The following is a 16,519-nucleotide window of genomic DNA, read 5'->3' as shown; positions in this document are numbered from 1 at the left end:
TCAGCGCCGAAAGCGAGTGCCGGCGCTGCAATTTCAGCGGATCTCGTCCTGCTGCTGACGACCGTAGCCGGAGCGCGTGCAACCGAGGCAGCGAACAAAGGTTTCCTCTGCAGGACGCAGCACCAGCTCGCGCCCCGCCTCGGGCACGTTACCGCCAAGAGCACTGAACGGCAGGCTGACCAAAAAGGCGCCGGCACCTAGCACAGTGGCACCCAGCAGCAACGGGCGTGCAATAACCAGATCGCCAATCATGGCGAAGTAACCCGGCTCGTCCTGCTGGTAGTTGTTGTAAGAATCGGCAGCCATGACGCTGGCGCTCATCAGCAGGCCGGCGACAAGTGCGGTGGAATGACGTAACAGGCGCATAGTTAATCCCTGGTTGTGGCCCGAAAGGCAATGATCTGGTTGCGCGGCCCGAATTCCTGTGGGCACGCGGCATCGACTTCATTGTAGGCACAAACCAGGCGTTACGGAACGCGTCCGACAAAATTTGCGAAGCGCGCCACCACGGCGCAGCGCAAGAGCATGCGTCGCTCTAGCGCTGGCACTGCCGGCAAAATACGGTGCTGCGCTGACCCAATCGGCACTCTGACAAGGTTGTACCGCACTGTTTACACAATTCGCCACGGCGTCCGTAGACAAACAGCTCTTGCTTGAAATAACCCGGCTGGCCGTCACCACCCACAAAGTCACGCAAGGTGGTGCCGCCCTGCTCGATAGCCTTGGCGAGGATCCGCTTTATTTCCTCGGCCAGATGCTGATAACGCTGACGACTGACCCGGCCAGCCTCACGCCGCGGATCAATGCCAGCGGCAAACAACGCTTCGGTCGCATAGATGTTACCTACCCCGACCACCACCGCGTTATCCATGATGAACGGCTTGATCGCCATACTCTTGCCACGTGACAGCTGATACAGGCGCTCACCATCAAACGCCTCGGACAGCGGCTCCGGCCCAAGCTTGCCGAGCAGTGCATGCGGCTCGTCCGCCCTGGCCCAGAGTAGCGCGCCAAATCGGCGTGGGTCGGTGTAGCGCAGCACCATGCCCGAATCCAGTTCGATATCGACGTGATCGTGCTTGCCTGCCGGCGTACCAGCGGCTACCAGCCGCAAGCTGCCAGACATGCCCAGATGGCCAATCAGGGTGCCACCACCAATACGCATCAGCAGGTACTTGGCGCGGCGATCAATCCGCTTGAACAGCTGCCCCTCGATCTGGATCGCCAGATCCTCAGGGATCGGCCAGCGCAGGCGCCGGTCACGCACGATCAGGCGCGTAACCCGGCGTCCTTCGAGGTGCGGCGCAATACCACGGCGGGTTGTTTCGACTTCAGGCAATTCAGGCATGTCAGCTTTGCAACCAGTAGGTAATAAAGATCAGCAGCAACAGCAACGGCATGACGCTGGCAACAAAGCGCCCGTTCCAGCCGAAGGCCACCCGGTAGGGCGACTCGCCACTGTAGCGCGACAGAATAAGTGTCGAGGGCCCAAAGGGCGAGAAGATCATCGCCAGCGAAAAGCCACACATCAAGCCGACTGCCGGCGTCATGATCGGCACGCCCAGCAGCGATAACTGGGCCAGCAGTCCCGCGGTCAGCGACAGCGAGACAATCGGCGCCAGCCCCAGCACCGCCAGCGTGATGGTGCTGAACAGGGTGCCGATCGCCAGCAACACATTGTACTTGGGCTCTTGCGCCAACCAGGCCGCAATCTGCTCCAGCGGCGCAACCGCGCCCAAGACCCCGCCCAGCAGCGCAGCGCAGCCGAAGATGAACATCTCGTTATGCATGCTGACCATGTTGGCGGTCACTTCCTGCAGCACCTGTCTCGGCTTGCGCTCACGCCACAGCAGATAGCTGATGACACCCGCCGGCACCAGCACCATCGCCGCCTGCGAGGCGCTGAGATCGGTGAACGAAGCCAGCAGGCCAATAGCACCCAGCCCCAGCAGACTGCCGATCAGCAACTGCGGCATGCCGTCAGCCTTGCTGCTGTCGCCGATGTTGTCGCGCAGCGCCAGCAGACCACGGGTTTCACGACGCCAGCCGACCACGATCATCATCAGCGCAGCGACGGCGCCGTAGGGCACCATGGTGCTCCACGACTGCTCGGGCATCTCCCGCGAGATGATCGCAATGGTCACGCTGGTCGGTGCCAGCAGCGGCACCAGAGCAAAGCCCCGCAGGGTGGTCACCATCACGCTGCGCAAGCCTTCACGGCGCTGCTCATCGGTCAGAGGATAGCGTTTCAAGTGCTCGCTCAAGGTGCCACAGAGCAGGTTCATCATGCCGAAGTTGAGAATCGAGCCGATGCTACCAGCGGCGAGCACATAGCGCGGATAGAGCACCACCTTGGAGCCAGAGAGCAGCGCCTTGTGCAGTTCACGCAACTGCGGCAGACGCTGGGCCAGCAGCTGCATCAACCCCAGCGCGCCAAGAAAGCAGGTGTAGTAGGCCACCGAACTGGCCAGCTTTGGCCACAGCTCGACACCCGGGCGCGCCAGCACGATTGCGGCAACCAGCACCCCGAGGGTGCAGATACCGAGCCAGCGCGGATAGGGATTCAGGCGGCTGAAGAAGCGCAGGAAATAGCCCGCAAAAGCGGCCGCCGCCAGCCAGCTCAGCCAATGCTGGTGACTGAGCAGCCCCGCCAGCTCAAAGGCAACGCCGAGCGGCAGCAACAGCGCCGCGTTCACGGCAGGTCCTTGCGATAGGCGCCCTTCTTGAATACACCCTCGCCAAAACCGATCAGCTTGTCGTTCTGATCGAGCAGATCGCAGCTGGCCATGAATACCTTGTGACCGGCGTTACGGCAGGTAGCGACCGCACGCACGTGGGTGCCGACCGGCGCGGTCGCGGTGAAGTTGGTATTGAGTGACAGGGTAATGGCGACCCGGCGGTCTTCCGCCGATGCCGCCCAGGTGCCACAGAGCCCCATGGCGATATCAAGCAGACTAGCGGTGACCCCACCGTGCAGGGAGCTGGCATTGTTCATGTGCTTCTCGGTCAGGGTCAGCCCGACAACGGCACGACCCTCCGAGTACTCTTCCAGCTGGGCACCAAGCTCCTGAAAGAAGCCGGTTACGGTACGGGCAATGGCCTGACGTTCATCTTGATTCACGGGTGCGACACCTTTTATTCACTACACTCGATCTGGCTGGCCAAGCAGGGAGGAAACAGCTGGCAGTCTGCTCGGCGCGCAACAACGGCCAGTTTGAAGGGCGAGAGTATGCCACGGCGACACGCGCGAAGACTGTCGCCAAACTTGCACTCCCAGAGCACAGGATTTAATCTCGCACCACTTTAAACGAAATACCGTTTCGCCATGCGGAACAATGAGCGTACTCCAGGAGGCAAAGCATGTTCAAGCGGATTGGCGTCATCGGCGCCGGAGCAATGGGGCGCGGTATCGCCCAACTGTTCGCCAGCAGCGGTCAGCAGGTACTGCTGTTTGATACCCGCGCCGAAGCCATCGACGACGCACTGGCCTTCAACCGCAACCTGCTGCAGCGCGCACAGGCCAAGGGAAAGATGACCGAAGCCGAGCTGGAAGCCACCGTAGCGCGCATGCAGCCGGCCGCCAACCTGACTGATCTGGCCGATTGCGACCTGGTGATCGAGGCCATCGTCGAGCTACTGGAGGTCAAACAGAAGCTGTTTGCCGATCTGGAAGCGATTGTCAGCGCCGACTGCGTACTGGCGACCAACACCTCCTCGCTGTCGGTCACCCGCATCGCCAGCACCGCCAAACACCCGGAGCGGGTTGCCGGCTTCCACTTCTTTAACCCGGTGCCACTGATGAAGATCGTCGAAGTCGTGCGCGGCGAGCGCACCGACGAACGTCATATTCAGGCACTGGTGGCGCTAGCCGACCAGGCCGGCCACTTCCCGGCGATTACCCCGGACACCCCCGGTTTCCTGGTTAATCACGCCGGCCGCGCCTTCGGCACCGAAGCACTGCGCATGCTCAGCGAAGGCGTTGCCACGCCGTCGCAGATCGACCGCATTTTGCGCGACGGCCCGGGTTTCCGCATGGGGCCGTTCGAGCTGTTCGACCTGACCGGTCTGGACGTTTCCCACGCGGTGATGGAATCGGTCTACGAGCAGTTCTACCACGACCCGCGCTACACCCCGTCGTTCATCGCCGCGCAGCGCGTTGCTGCCGGCCTGCTGGGTCGCAAGACCGGCCAGGGCTTCTACCGTTACGAAGACGGCCAGAAGATCGAGCCGGCGGAGCAGCAGCCCGAGACCGTGCTGATCAACCGCCCGTTCTGGCTGGAGACCGATGATGACGCGCTGCGTAATCAGGTCGCAGACGTATTGACCAAGGCCGGCGCGACACTGGAAACCGGCAGCAAGCCATCGGACGACGCTATCTGCCTGGTCACCCCGCTGGGCGACGACTGCAGCACCGCCCTGACCCAGCTGGGCCTGCCGGCTGATCGCACGCTGGCTCTGGACAGCTTCGCCAACTGGGACAAGCGCCGCACCCTGATGCGCCAGCCCGCCGCCAAAGCCGAGGTCGTCGCCCAGGCGCGCCAGGCGCTCAGCGCCGATGACGTGCCCGTCGAAGTGATCAACGACTCCCCCGGCTTTGTCATCCAGCGCCTGATCGCCAGCGTGGTCAATCTCGGCTGCGAAATCGTGCAGAAGGGCATCACCGCTCCGCAGACGCTGGATCGCGCCATTCAACTGGCGCTGGGCTATCCCAAGGGCCCACTGGCCTTTGGCGAGCATTATGGCGAGGCCAACATTCTTGCCGTCCTCAACAACCTGCAGGCCGTTTATGGCGAACCGCGTTACCGCCCCAGCCCCTGGCTGCGTCGTCGCGTCCAGCTGGAACTGCCTTTGACCACCCCCGATTTCCAGGAGTAAGAGCATGACTGCCTATATCTATGATGGCCTCCGTTCACCCTTCGGCCGCCACGCCGGCGCCCTGGCCAGTGTGCGTCCCGACGATCTGCTGGCGGAAGTCATTCGCGCTGTAGTGAGCCGCAATCCGTTCGCGGGCCAGGATTACGAAGACGTGGTCATGGGCAACACCAACCAGGCCGGTGAAGATGCGCGCAACGTCGCCCGCCACGCCGGCCTGATGTCCGGTCTGCCGCAGGAAGTAGCCGGTGTCACCGTCAACCGTCTGTGCGGGTCCGGTCTGGCCGCCATCCTCGACGCCGCCCGTGCGGTCAAAGCCGGTGAAGGCGAGCTGTTCGTCGCCGGTGGCGTAGAAAGCATGAGCCGTGCGCCCTTCGTCATCGCCAAGAGCGAAAGCGCCTACAGCCGTGACTTCCGTGCCTTCGACAGCACCATCGGCGCGCGCTTCCCGAACCCCAAGGTCGAGAAGCAGTTTGGTGACGACACCATGCCGCAGACCGCCGACAACGTCGCCGCAGATCTGGGCATTACCCGTGAGGAAGCCGACACCTACGCAGCCCGCAGTCAGGCGCTGTACGAGAAGGCTCGCGCTGACGGTTTCTTCGCCGAAGAGATCCACCCGATCGAAGTTTCCCAGGGTCGCAAGAAGCCGGCCAAGGTCGTCGATCAGGACGAGCATCCGCGTCCGAGCAGCGACATGGCGGCCCTGTCCGGCCTGCGCCCGCTGTTTGAAGGCGGCGTAGTTACCGCCGGCAACGCCTCTGGCGTGAACGACGGCGCCGCTGCGCTGCTCATCGGCAGCGAAGCCATTGGCCAGAAGTACGGCGTCAAGCCCCGCGCCCGCATCCTCGCCGGCGCCGTCTCTGGTGTGGCGCCGCGCGTCATGGGCCTGGGCCCGGTCGAAGCCTGCAAGAAGGCGCTGAGCCGCGCAGGTCTCAGCCTGGAGCAGATGGACGTCATCGAGATCAACGAAGCCTTTGCTTCTCAGGTTCTCGGCTGCGCCAAGCAACTGGGCATCGCCTTCGACGACCCGCGCCTGAACCCGAACGGTGGCGCTATCGCTGTCGGCCACCCGCTCGGTGCTTCCGGCGCGCGTCTGACCCTGACCGCCCTGCGCCAGCTTGAGCGCACAGGCAAACGCTACGCATTGGTCAGCCTGTGCATTGGCCTGGGCCAGGGTGTCGCCGCCGTGATCGAGCGCCTGGACGCCTGATCACTGCCAGCCGCTAAAGCGCCGGCCACCCGGATTGACCTCCGAGCGGTCGGCGCGTCGGTTTTCAGACCGATTTTTTGCTAAGGTAGCGCCTCCACTTTCTGTCAGCGACCCCTTGCATGCAGCTCAATTCCAGCAGCCCCTTCGAATGGCTCGGTTCGGCCATCGGTACCGTCGTCCGCGTTGTCATCGACAGCCTGATCTGGCTGTTCACCATGTTGAGCAACGCCAGCTCCGACTTCATCAACGGCTTCGCCCGCGCCCTCGGCGTCAACAGCAACCTGTTGAGCATCGCCGCCGTGATCCTCGGCCTGTTCCTGATCTATACCGGTGTACGCGCGTTCATCCGCCGCAAGATCGTACTGGGGATCATCTGGGTCCTGCTCGGGCTCTGGTTGTTGAGCGCTCTTATCAATTGACACGCGCTTGTCGCCAGACCGGCGCATAGTAGTATTTCGGTAGTTTTCAGCTTAAAACCTAAGGAGAACACCATGGGATTCGCATTTTCCAATGAACTGGAACTGACCAGCAGCGCCTTCGCCGACAACGGCGCGATCGCCGCCAAACACACCGGCGACGACGTTGACGTCTCCCCCGCCCTGAGCTGGAAGAACGCACCAGCGGGCACCCAGTCCTTTGCTGTCATCTGTCACGACCCGGACGCACCGCTGATTTCCGCCAACGGCACCTACGGCTTCGTCCACTGGGTGCTGTACAACATTCCGGGCACTGTCAGCGCACTGCCGGAAGGCTGCACTGACTACACCCAGGGCGTGAACAACTTCGGCAACAGCGGCTACAACGGTCCGCTACCGCCGGAAGGCCACGGCCAGCACAAGTACTATTTCTGGATCATCGCGCTGGACGCTGAGCTGAACCTGCCAGCCGGCCTGACCCTGTGGCAACTGCTGGAGAAGATCGAGCCACACGCCAAAGCCATGAACCGCCTGATTGGTACCTACCAGCGCGGCTAACGGGCTGCTCGCGGCACCTGCAACGGGTGCCGCGACGTATCAGCAGCGCAATCTGAACACCGCAGCAAGACCCACTTCTTCCCGGTCGATAGCAACGGATTCACAGCATCAAGCTTGATGGTCAAGGCGCTCAAGCACGGCCTATTATGCCCATCATATTGACTCATCCCCGCCGTAACGGAATCCCGCCGATGACCACATCCTCTCCTGCCAGCCATGCCTTCGACCGCGCTGTTACCCTCACCGCCGCCGGCAACAATCTGTTCACAGGGCAGGTCGACGACAGCTTCCAGAACATGGTCGGCCCGTTTGGTGGCGTCACCGCGGCGACCCTGCTCAACGGCGCACTGCAGCACCCGGAGCGCATCGGCGAACCCGTGTCACTGACCATCAACTTTGCTGGGCCGGTGCAGCTTGGCGCCTTCGAACTCGAAGCCATCCCGCTGCGTACCAACCGCTCAACCCAGCACTGGCTGCTGCTGCAGAAACAGAATGGTGAAGTGGTCACCAGCGGTACCGCGTTCTTCGCGACCCGCCGCGAGACCTGGTCCGAACAGCAGCACGACATGCCAGCGGCGCCCCCCGCCGACAGCCTGCCGCAACTGATCCGCGGCGAACGCAATTGGTTCCGCAACTATGACTTCCGCTACGTATCCGGTCTGTTCGACCCCAGTCGCGGCGACAGCAACCATGAGGACGCCCACAGCGAAACCCTGCTCTGGACCCGCGACAACCCTCCCCGGCCGCTGGACTTCGCCTCGCTGACTGCGCTCGGTGATGTATTTGCGCCGCGGATTTTCCACCGCCGTCAGCGCTTCACCCCGGCTGGCACGGTGTCACTGACCCATTACTTCCACGCCGACGCCGAACAACTGGCACGCGCGGGCGATCGCCATCTGCTCGGACAGGCCCGAGCGACGCGTATGCACAACAATTATTCGGATCAGATCGCACACCTGTGGAGCGATGACGGCCAGCTGCTGCTGACCACCACCCAGGTGGCGTATTTCAAGGAATAAACAGAATGGGAAGGTCGAGCTCCCGCTCGACCTGCAAAGCTCCGAGCAACGCTATGGCCGAGTTGGAACTCGGCCCTCCCGTTACCCCTGCAGACCAACAAACGCTTCGCGCAGCGGCGCATTCAGCAACGCACGCGTCTCGCGGTAGGCCCGACGATCCAGCCCCGCCAGCTGACGGGTTTTGGCGCGGGCGCGCTCAAGCAGCTGCTCCGCCGGCTGCAGCTCGTCGAAGAAACCCGCCTCCAGCGCGCCGGCGGACGCAAAGACCTCCGCCTGCAGCACACAGCGGTTTAACCACTGCGGCGACAGCCGGGCCCGCGCCTGCAACATGGCCCCGTCCGGCATGGTCATGCCGATAGCCACTTCATTCAGCGACACCCGGTAATCACCTTCGGTACCCAGGCGATAGTCCGCGAGCAGCAGCATGAAGGCCGCCTTGGCCATCGCGTGACCAGTGGCGGCAATCACCAGCGGCGCAGGGTAATCGAGCAACGCCAGCGTCAGCCGGTCACCGGCAGCGCGCATGGCGTCGCAGGCAGGCCCACCGGCATCGATCAGCTTGCGATCATAGCCGCCGCTGAACACGCCGGAACGGCCGCTGATCAGCAGCGCCGCGTCTGCCTCGGCTGCTTTGGCAATGGCCGCGAGCAACTGTTCCAGCATGCTTTCCGACAACGCATTGACCTTGCCGTCGTCCAGCCGGATTTCGGCAATGCCATCGGCGATGGTCAGTTGCAGCGGCGCACTCACGCTTTCGCCTCACCGCGCGCTTCGTCACGCAATACCCGGCGCAGCAGCTTGCCGACAGTCGACTTGGGCAAGTCGTCGCGAATTTCAACATGCTTGGGAATCTTGTAGCCGGTCAGATTCTCACGGCAGTGGGCGATGATCGCCGCCTCATCAAGACTCGCATCATTGAGACTGACGAAAATCTTGATCGCCTCGCCAGTGCGCTCATCCGGCACACCGACCGCTACACACTCGCGGATCCCGGCATGACGCATGACCGCGTCTTCAACATCGTTGGGGTAGACGTTGAAACCAGAGACCAGAATCATGTCCTTCTTGCGATCCACCAGTTTGAGGAAACCATCCTCGTCCAGCAGCCCGACGTCACCGGTCTTCAGCCAGCCATCCTCAGTAAAGGTAGCCGCGGTTTCGTCCGGACGATGCCAATAGCCCTGCATCACTTGCGGGCCCTTGATCAGCACCTCACCCGGCTCGCCGCGCGGGGTCTCTTTACCGTCGTCATCCACGGTCTTGACCCAGGTATCGATCACTGGCTGGCCGATGAAGCCTTCCTTATAGGGTGTCTTCGAGGTCGAGGCGACTACCACCGGGGAGGTTTCGGTCAAGCCGTAGCCTTCGCGCACCACACTGCCGGTACGCGCCTGCCAGCGGCGGGCGATCTCGGTGTTCAACGGCGCCCCACCCGAGTTGACCCACTTCAGTCTACTGAAGTCGACATTGTCGAATTCCGGGTGATTCATCAGCGATACGAACAGCGAATTGATGCCGGTCAGCAGCGTAAACGGATGGCGCTTGAGATCGGCCATCATGCCGTCGAGGTCACGCGGATTGGTGATCAGGATCGTGTGGAAACCGGTGAAGACCGAGGCGATGCAGTTCGCGGTGAAGGCGAAGATATGGTACAGCGGCAGCGGCGATACCCGCACTTCGCCACCGTAATTGACATCGCCTTCCTTCAGGATGCTAACCGCCTGCAGCACATTGCAGAGGATGTTGCGATGGGTCAGCATCGCGCCCTTGGACACGCCGGTGGTGCCGCCGGTGTACTGCAGCAGGGCCAGATCATCCAGCCCACGGTCGATGGCAACCGGCGCCAATTCGTCGCCCAGACGCAGCGCCTGCATAAAGCGCACCTCGTCTGCCGCTGCCGCATCAAACTGCGGGTTGGCGAAGTCGTCCATGCTGGTGACGATCAGGGTCTCGATCTCCGTCTCGTCCTGGATCTTGCGTACCAGCGGGACCAGCTTGTCGAGTACCACCACCGCGCGCGCACCGGAGTCGGCGAACTGGTGGCGGGTTTCATAGGGGGTGTATTGGGGGTTGGTATTGACGATCACCAGCCCGGCACGCAGTGCGCCAAAAATGGCTATGGTGTATTGCAGCAGGTTAGGCAACTGGATGGCCAGTCGGTCACCCGGCTGCAGACCCACATGCTGACGCAGGTAGCGGGCAAAGGCATCGGCCCGACCGCGCAGCTGATTGAAGCTCAGAGTGTCGGCACCACAGGAGAACGCCGGCTGGTCACCATAACGGTGGCAGGACTGATCAAGGATATCGAAGATCGTGGTATGGCCCAGCTCAGCCAGTTGTGCACTGACGGCGTAATGCTCAGGTGTAGACATCTCAGCCTCTTGTTTTTTGAACTATTGTTTTGCACTGCGAAACGGAATACCAAAAAGATGCTATTCTATTCGAGGCAAGCTGTGCAATGATCGAGACAGTTCACACTGCCCTTGTTAACAAAACAGCAACAGAGTGTCGGTGTGTCACTGTGCAGAACGCCTGATCGTGATATCGTTCCGCGCTCTGACCATAACAATAAAAGCCAGCATCAAATCACATTCGGCCGCACCCACCGATGGGCCACAAGGTATACAACCCAATGAAAGATGAGTTGGAAGCAGCAGTAAAGGAATCCCCTGCCAAGGATCGCAAGTTCGTCGAAGCACTCTCTCGTGGGTTGGACGTTTTACGCGCCTTCAGCCAGGGCTCTGTGGTCATGGGTAACCAGGACATCGCCCGCATCACCGGCCTGCCCAAGCCGACCGTATCGCGCATGACCTACACGCTGACCAAGCTCGGCTATCTGAGCTACTCCACTCAGCTGGAAAAGTATCAGCTCGACTCCGGCGTGCTGGCGCTGGGTTACGCCTACGTATCGAATCTGCGCGTGCGCCAGCTGGCCAAGCCCTACCTCGACGAATTCGCCCGCAACACCAATACCTCGGTTGGCCTCACCTGCCGCGACCGCCTGTCGATGATTTATGTGGAGAACTGCCGCCCGTCGGAATCCACCTCGCTGCGCATGGATGTGGGTGAGCGCCTGCCCCTGGCGACGACTGCCGCCGGTCGCGCCTATCTGGCCGCCATGAAGGAAGACGAGCGCAGCCATCTGCTCGACGCCATCAAGGCCCGCAACCCGGAAGGCTGGCCAGAGCTGGAAGCCTCTCTGCAGCGCAGCTTTGCCGAATACCAGCAACACGGCTTCTGCCTGTCACTGGGCGACTGGGATCGCAACGTTAATGCCGCCGGCGTGCCGCTGCACCTGCAGGATGGCAGCCTGATGGTGCTCACCTGCGGCGCACCTTCGTACCTGGTCTCGGAAGAAAAGGTCAAAAACCAGCTGGCCCACCAGTTGGCGATGCTCGCCCGCGACATCGAAAAACTCGGCGTCTGACCCTCGCCAACCGCGCGCCAGAGCCATTTGCCTGGCGCCGCATCTCGCTTCACGCCGCTCCCCGCACACCGTTCGCTCAATCCGCCACCATCACCTTTACTGATAAATCCGCATTTCCCCCACTCGGGGCATCGACAAGCCGTTTTATTTTTTGTATTTTGCCTAGCGAAACACGGTTTCACTATTTCGCATAGTGAAACGCCATCTTCAACTCTGACGGAGATCAAGCATGTCGGACGTGGTCACTCTGGAGCGCAAAGGCGCCATCGCGGTCGTCACCGTGAACAACCCACCGGTCAATGCGCTGGGTATTGCCGTACGCGAAGGTCTGCAGCAAAGCTTCAACGCTGCCGAAGCCGATCCGGAAGTAAAGGCGATCGTACTGGTCTGTGAAGGCATGACCTTCATGGCCGGCGCGGACATCAAGGAATTCGGCAAGCCGCCGAAGGAGCCGAGCCTGCCTGAAGTGGTCAACGGCATCGAAGCCGGCAGCAAGCCAAGCGTTGCTGTCATCCACGGCACCGCCCTCGGCGGTGGTCTGGAAGTTGCCGTCAGCTGCCACTACCGCATCGCCGTCAAGAGCGCCAAAGTCGGTCTGCCTGAAGTCAAACTCGGCCTGCTGCCGGGCGCCGGCGGTACCCAGCGCCTGCCGCGTCTGGTCGGCGTTGCCAAGGCCCTCGACATGATTGTCAGCGGCAACCCGATCAGCGCCGTCGAAGCACACGATCTGGGCGTGATCGACGAGCTGGTTGAAGGCGACCTGACCGCCGCCGGCATCGCCTTTGCCGAGAAACTGCTGGCCGAGGGCAAGGGCCCACGCCGCACTGGCGAGCGCACCGACAAGCTCGAAGGTGTCGACAACGCTGCTGCAGTTGCGGCCAAGCGCGCTGAAATCGAGAAGAAGATGCCCGGTCTGTTCTCGCCCCAGCGTTGCGTATCAGCGGTTGAAGCCGCTTTCACCCTGCCGCTGGTCGACGGCCTGAAGCGCGAGCGTGAACTGTTCGGTGAGTGCCTGGTTTCTCCGCAGCGCGCTGCCCTGGTACACGCCTTCTTCTCCGAGCGTCAGGCGTCCAAGATCAACGACCTGCCGAAAGACACCCCGGTACGCGACATCAAGTCGGCTGCGGTCATCGGCGGCGGCACCATGGGTGTCGGCATCGCCATCTGCTTCGCCAACGCCGGCATCCCGGTCAAGATTCTGGAAATCAGCTCAGAGGCCCGCGACAAAGCCCTTGAGCGCGCCCGTGACACCTATGGCATGAGCGTCAAGCGCGGCAGCCTGACTCAGGACGCGCTGGAAAAACGCATGAGCCTGATCAGCGGCGTGACCGACTACGCCGACCTGTCCGACGTCGACGTTGTCGTCGAAGCCGTCTTTGAAGAGATGACCGTCAAGCAGAAGGTGTTCGAAGCGCTGGACGCCAACTGCAAGCCGGGCGCTATTCTGGCCTCCAACACCAGCTCGCTGGATCTGGATCAGATTGCCCAGTTCACCAAGCGTCCGCAGGACGTGGTTGGCTTGCACTTCTTCAGCCCGGCCAACGTCATGCGCCTGCTGGAAGTCGTGCGCGGCAAGGAAACCAGCTTCGAAGTGCTGGCCACCGCCATGGCGATCGGCAAGAAACTGAAGAAGGTTTCCGTGCCGGTTGGCGTCTGCGACGGTTTCGTCGGCAACCGTATGGTGTTCCAGTACGGCCGCGAGTCCGAGTTCCTGCTGGAAGAAGGCGGCACGCCGGAGCAGATCGACGGCGCCCTGCGCAAGTTCGGTCTGGCCATGGGCCCATTCGCCATGCGCGACCTGTCTGGCCTCGACATCGGCCTGGCCATTCGTACCCGTCAGCGTCAAACCCTGCCGGCCGAATTCAAACTGCCGACCGTACTCGACAAGATGGCCGAAGCCGGCCTGCTCGGTCAGAAGACCGGCAAGGGCTTCTACGTCTACGAGAAGGGTTCGCGTACTCCGCTGCCGAACCCGGAACTGCCGGCCATCATGGAAGCCGCTTCCAAAGATCAAGGCATCGAGCGCCGCGAGCTGAGCGATGAGTACATCATCGAACGCTGCATCTACGCGCTGATCAACGAAGGCGCCAAGATCCTGGAAGAAGGCATCGCCCAGCGTGCCAGCGACATCGACGTCATCTACCTGAACGGCTATGGCTTCCCCGCGCATCAGGGTGGCCCGATGTTCTATGCTGACGCGATCGGTCTGGATCGCGTATACGCCCGCATCTGCGAGTTCCACGAGCAACACGGCGCCTGGTGGAAACCGGCCGCCCTGCTGGAAAAACTGGCCAAGGAAGGACGCAAGTTCGCCGACCTGTGATGAATCAAAGCGGCTGGCACTAGCGCCGGCCGCCAGATACCCGTATTACAACGAGGACATACAATGGAAATCCATTACTCCCCCGAGCAGCTCGCCTTCCGCGACGAAGTGCGTGAATTCCTCAAGCAGGAACTGCCTGCTGACATCGCTGCCAAGGTCAAACTGGGCAAGCACCTGCACAAGGCCGACCACGAGCGCTGGCAGAAAATCCTGTCCAAGCGCGGCTGGTACGCGCCGGGCTGGCCGGTAGAGCACGGTGGCACCACCTGGGGCCCGATCGAGAAGCACATCTTTGACGAAGAGTCCGCCGCTGCCGGCGCACCGCGTCTGGTGCCGTTCGGCGTCAACATGGTTGCCCCGGTAATCATCAAGTTCGGTACCGAAGAACAGAAAGCGACCTATCTGCCGCGCATCCTCGACGGCACCGACTGGTGGTGTCAGGGTTACTCCGAGCCGGGCGCCGGTTCTGACCTGGCCTCGCTGAAGACCCGCGCCGTGCGCGATGGCGACTACTACATCGTCAACGGTCAAAAGACCTGGACTACCCTGGGCCAGCACGCCAACTGGATCTTCTGTCTGGTTCGTACCGATCCGGAAGCTCAGCAGCAGCGTGGCATCTCCTTCCTGCTGATCGACATGGCGACCCCCGGTATCACCGTTCGCCCGATCATCACCCTGGACGGCGACCACGAAGTCAACGAAGTCTTCTTCGACGACGTCAAGGTGCCGGTTGGCAACCTGGTTGGTGAAGAGAACAAGGGCTGGACCTGCGCCAAGTACCTGCTGACCCACGAGCGTACCGGCCTGGCTGGTATCGGTGCGTCCAAGGCCGCGCTGACCAACCTCAAGCGCATCGCCTCCAAGCAGCAGAAGAACGGCAAGCCGCTGATCGAAGACGCCCTGTTCCGCAGCCAGATCGCGGAAGTGGAAATGTCGCTGATGGCCGCTGAAATGAGCACCCTGCGCATCGTCGCCGCCGCCTCTGAAGGTGGTGTACCGGGCTCCGAAAGCTCCATCCTGAAAGTCCAGGGCACCGAAATTCGCCAGGCCATCACCCACCTGATGCGCAAGGCACTGGGCCCGTACGCCCTGCCCTTCCTGCCGGAAGAGCTGGATCTGGACTTCGACGGCGAAATGCTGGTTGGCGACTACGCCGCCTCCCCGGCGTCGCAGTACTTCAACATGCGCAAACTGTCGATCTTCGGCGGATCCAACGAGATCCAGAAGAACATCGTCTCGAAAATGATTCTTGAGCTCTAAGGAGGCCGACCGTGGATTTCAAACTGACCGAAGAGCAGCAGATGCTCAAAGAAACCGCTGAACGCCTGGTTCGCGACGTTTACGATTTCGAAAGCCGCAACAAATTCAGCGCCAGCGAAGCCGGTTTCAGCACCGACTTCTGGGCACAGCTGGGTGAGCTGGGCCTGACCGCCGTTCCCTTCTCCGAGGAGCTGGGTGGCTTCGGTGGTACCGGCATTGAAACCATGCTGATCATGGAACAGCTGGGCAAGGGCATCTGCCTGGAACCCTACATGGATTCCGTGATCCTCGCTGGCGGTCTGATTGGCCAGCTGGGCAACGACGCACAGAAAGAAGAGCTGCTGGGTGGCATCGCCACTGGCGAACTGCAAGCTGCCGTTGCACTGGACGAGCTGAACAGCCACTACGACCTGGCCAACGTCACCACCACTGCCACCGAGCAGGGCGGCGAGTGGGTTCTGAGCGGTCGCAAGGGTGTGGTCATCGGTGGTCAGACCGCCGGTAAGATCCTGGTCTCTGCCCGCACCGCTGGCGACAGCCGTGACGAGCAAGGCATCAGCCTGTTCGTGGTAGACCCGAATGCGGCTGGCGTTACCCGCCGCGTCTACGCCACCGTTGACGGTCGCAAGGCCTGTGAACTGTTCCTGGACAACGCCAAGGGTGAGCTGCTGGGCGAAGCCGGCAAGGCCTTCGACGCCATTCGCTACCAGAGCGGCCGCGCCATCGCTGCCCTGTGTGCAGAAGCCGTCGGCGCCATGCGCACCGCCTGCGACCTGACTCTGGAATACCTCAAGACCCGCAAGCAGTTCGGCGTGCCGATCGGTAAATTCCAGGTTCTGCAGCACCGCATGGTCGACATGATCAGCGAGCTGGAGCGCGCCACCTCCATGGCCATCCTGGCAGCCTGTCTGGCTGACGACGCTGACAGCGCCGAGCGCAGCGCCAAGCTGGCCGCGGCCAAGTTCATCGTCAACCGCGCAGCCCGCTACGTGGCTGAGCAGTGCATCCAGCTGCATGGCGGTATCGCCATGACCTGGGAGTACAACGGTGCCCACTACGCCAAGCGCCTGGTCATGATCAGCCACCAGTTCGGTGATGACGACCACCATCTGGAAGCCTACGCTGCTCAACTGAGCGCCGCGTAAGTTCCTTCCGGACAGCCGGGTTGGCGAAAATCGGTCGCCAACCCGGCATTTTTGTCCAACAAAGCGACAATTTGTACTTTCGGGCACTCACTCTGCCCGGTATCCTATGCAGCCCTTTTAATGTCATGCGCCCGCGGGCGTCTCAAGACTTGTGGAGGACTAACGTCCATGAAAATCCTCGTTGCCGTTAAGCGCGTGGTCGATTACAACGTCAAGGTTCGCGTCAAGGCCGACAACTCCGGTGTTGACCTGGCCAACGTCAAGATGTCGATGAACCCCTTCTGCG

15 protein-coding genes and 1 pseudogene are annotated in these 16,519 nt (G+C 61.9%); 10 read left to right on the top strand and 6 right to left on the bottom strand.

Annotation, left to right across the window (positions count from 1 at the left end; genetic code table 11):
- Positions 1-33: 33 nt before the first annotated feature.
- The 4 genes from AAFM31_RS11740 to AAFM31_RS11725 all read right to left on the bottom strand — a co-directional run bounded on the left by AAFM31_RS11740 (position 34) and on the right by AAFM31_RS11725 (position 3,121).
- A complete protein-coding gene (locus AAFM31_RS11740) occupies positions 34-366 on the bottom strand; it encodes a multidrug transporter (RefSeq protein WP_341708126.1) in 333 nt (110 codons plus the stop codon).
- Between the two features lie 169 nt (positions 367-535).
- The gene (gene mutM / locus AAFM31_RS11735; protein ID WP_341708125.1) at positions 536-1,348 is read right to left on the bottom strand and encodes a bifunctional DNA-formamidopyrimidine glycosylase/DNA-(apurinic or apyrimidinic site) lyase; all 813 of its coding nucleotides are present in this window, start codon (positions 1,346-1,348) and stop codon (positions 536-538) included.
- Between the two features lies 1 nt (position 1,349).
- Positions 1,350-2,696: a hypothetical protein gene (locus AAFM31_RS11730; protein WP_341708124.1), complete on the bottom strand. Its 1,347-nt coding sequence runs from the start codon at positions 2,694-2,696 to the stop codon at positions 1,350-1,352.
- Complete coding sequence (locus tag AAFM31_RS11725; protein WP_104736566.1) at positions 2,693-3,121, bottom strand: PaaI family thioesterase; 429 nt, start codon at positions 3,119-3,121, stop codon at positions 2,693-2,695. The genes AAFM31_RS11730 and AAFM31_RS11725 overlap by 4 nt, the downstream gene beginning before the upstream one ends.
- A 239-nt stretch (positions 3,122-3,360) precedes the next feature.
- Here AAFM31_RS11725 and AAFM31_RS11720 point away from each other — a divergent pair, with 239 nt between their 5' ends.
- From AAFM31_RS11720 to AAFM31_RS11700, 5 genes are all read left to right on the top strand, one after another.
- Positions 3,361-4,875: a 3-hydroxyacyl-CoA dehydrogenase gene (locus AAFM31_RS11720; protein ID WP_341708123.1), complete on the top strand. Its 1,515-nt coding sequence runs from the start codon at positions 3,361-3,363 to the stop codon at positions 4,873-4,875.
- 4 nt (positions 4,876-4,879) lie between these two features.
- On the top strand, positions 4,880-6,085 hold the full coding sequence (locus tag AAFM31_RS11715; RefSeq protein WP_341708122.1) for a 3-oxoadipyl-CoA thiolase: 1,206 nt from the start codon (positions 4,880-4,882) through the stop codon (positions 6,083-6,085).
- A gap of 119 nt (positions 6,086-6,204) precedes the next feature.
- On the top strand, positions 6,205-6,504 hold the full coding sequence (locus AAFM31_RS11710; RefSeq protein WP_341708121.1) for a hypothetical protein: 300 nt from the start codon (positions 6,205-6,207) through the stop codon (positions 6,502-6,504).
- Positions 6,505-6,576: 72 nt separating this feature from the next.
- Positions 6,577-7,059 (top strand): YbhB/YbcL family Raf kinase inhibitor-like protein, encoded by a 483-nt coding sequence (locus tag AAFM31_RS11705; RefSeq protein WP_341708120.1) that lies wholly within the window; start codon positions 6,577-6,579, stop codon positions 7,057-7,059.
- Between the two features lie 191 nt (positions 7,060-7,250).
- On the top strand, positions 7,251-8,078 hold the full coding sequence (locus tag AAFM31_RS11700; RefSeq protein WP_341708119.1) for a thioesterase family protein: 828 nt from the start codon (positions 7,251-7,253) through the stop codon (positions 8,076-8,078).
- A gap of 81 nt (positions 8,079-8,159) precedes the next feature.
- On the opposite strand, the gene AAFM31_RS11695 is transcribed toward AAFM31_RS11700, so the two are convergent.
- Entirely contained in the window at positions 8,160-8,828 is a 669-nt protein-coding gene (locus tag AAFM31_RS11695) for a crotonase/enoyl-CoA hydratase family protein (RefSeq protein ID WP_341708118.1), read from the bottom strand.
- Positions 8,825-10,450, bottom strand: coding sequence for an AMP-binding protein (locus AAFM31_RS11690; RefSeq protein ID WP_341708117.1), 1,626 nt, complete (start codon positions 10,448-10,450; stop codon positions 8,825-8,827). The genes AAFM31_RS11695 and AAFM31_RS11690 overlap by 4 nt, the downstream gene beginning before the upstream one ends.
- A 260-nt stretch (positions 10,451-10,710) precedes the next feature.
- Here AAFM31_RS11690 and AAFM31_RS11685 point away from each other — a divergent pair, with 260 nt between their 5' ends.
- From AAFM31_RS11685 to AAFM31_RS11665, 5 genes and pseudogenes are all read left to right on the top strand, one after another.
- Complete coding sequence (locus AAFM31_RS11685) at positions 10,711-11,505, top strand: IclR family transcriptional regulator (protein ID WP_341708116.1); 795 nt, start codon at positions 10,711-10,713, stop codon at positions 11,503-11,505.
- A 229-nt stretch (positions 11,506-11,734) separates the two neighbouring features.
- On the top strand, positions 11,735-13,828 hold the full coding sequence (locus AAFM31_RS11680; RefSeq protein WP_341708115.1) for a 3-hydroxyacyl-CoA dehydrogenase NAD-binding domain-containing protein: 2,094 nt from the start codon (positions 11,735-11,737) through the stop codon (positions 13,826-13,828).
- 63 nt (positions 13,829-13,891) lie between these two features.
- Complete coding sequence (locus AAFM31_RS11675) at positions 13,892-15,088, top strand: acyl-CoA dehydrogenase family protein (protein WP_341708114.1); 1,197 nt, start codon at positions 13,892-13,894, stop codon at positions 15,086-15,088.
- A gap of 11 nt (positions 15,089-15,099) precedes the next feature.
- The gene (locus tag AAFM31_RS11670; RefSeq protein ID WP_341708113.1) at positions 15,100-16,233 is read left to right on the top strand and encodes an acyl-CoA dehydrogenase; all 1,134 of its coding nucleotides are present in this window, start codon (positions 15,100-15,102) and stop codon (positions 16,231-16,233) included.
- 168 nt (positions 16,234-16,401) lie between these two features.
- A pseudogene (locus AAFM31_RS11665) lies at positions 16,402-16,519 on the top strand (electron transfer flavoprotein subunit beta/FixA family protein); the annotation flags it as partial.

Source organism: Halopseudomonas sp., from assembly GCF_038130085.1.
GTDB lineage: Bacteria > Pseudomonadota > Gammaproteobacteria > Pseudomonadales > Pseudomonadaceae > Halopseudomonas.
Note: the sequence above shows the minus strand (reverse complement) of the source record. Positions and strands in the feature narration are given on the sequence as shown.

What these genes read in the sequence shown, in the direction of transcription:
- mutM (WP_341708125.1), bottom strand. Translation starts at nt 1,348, where the DNA reads ATGCCTGAATTGCCTGAAGTCGAAACAACCCGCCGTGGTATTGCGCCG.
- AAFM31_RS11715 (WP_341708122.1), top strand. Translation starts at nt 4,880, where the DNA reads ATGACTGCCTATATCTATGATGGCCTCCGTTCACCCTTCGGCCGCCAC.
- AAFM31_RS11740 (WP_341708126.1), bottom strand. Translation starts at nt 366, where the DNA reads ATGCGCCTGTTACGTCATTCCACCGCACTTGTCGCCGGCCTGCTGATG.
- AAFM31_RS11710 (WP_341708121.1), top strand. Translation starts at nt 6,205, where the DNA reads ATGCAGCTCAATTCCAGCAGCCCCTTCGAATGGCTCGGTTCGGCCATC.
- AAFM31_RS11705 (WP_341708120.1), top strand. Translation starts at nt 6,577, where the DNA reads ATGGGATTCGCATTTTCCAATGAACTGGAACTGACCAGCAGCGCCTTC.
- AAFM31_RS11700 (WP_341708119.1), top strand. Translation starts at nt 7,251, where the DNA reads ATGACCACATCCTCTCCTGCCAGCCATGCCTTCGACCGCGCTGTTACC.
- AAFM31_RS11690 (WP_341708117.1), bottom strand. Translation starts at nt 10,450, where the DNA reads ATGTCTACACCTGAGCATTACGCCGTCAGTGCACAACTGGCTGAGCTG.
- AAFM31_RS11720 (WP_341708123.1), top strand. Translation starts at nt 3,361, where the DNA reads ATGTTCAAGCGGATTGGCGTCATCGGCGCCGGAGCAATGGGGCGCGGT.
- AAFM31_RS11685 (WP_341708116.1), top strand. Translation starts at nt 10,711, where the DNA reads ATGAAAGATGAGTTGGAAGCAGCAGTAAAGGAATCCCCTGCCAAGGAT.
- AAFM31_RS11675 (WP_341708114.1), top strand. Translation starts at nt 13,892, where the DNA reads ATGGAAATCCATTACTCCCCCGAGCAGCTCGCCTTCCGCGACGAAGTG.
- AAFM31_RS11680 (WP_341708115.1), top strand. Translation starts at nt 11,735, where the DNA reads ATGTCGGACGTGGTCACTCTGGAGCGCAAAGGCGCCATCGCGGTCGTC.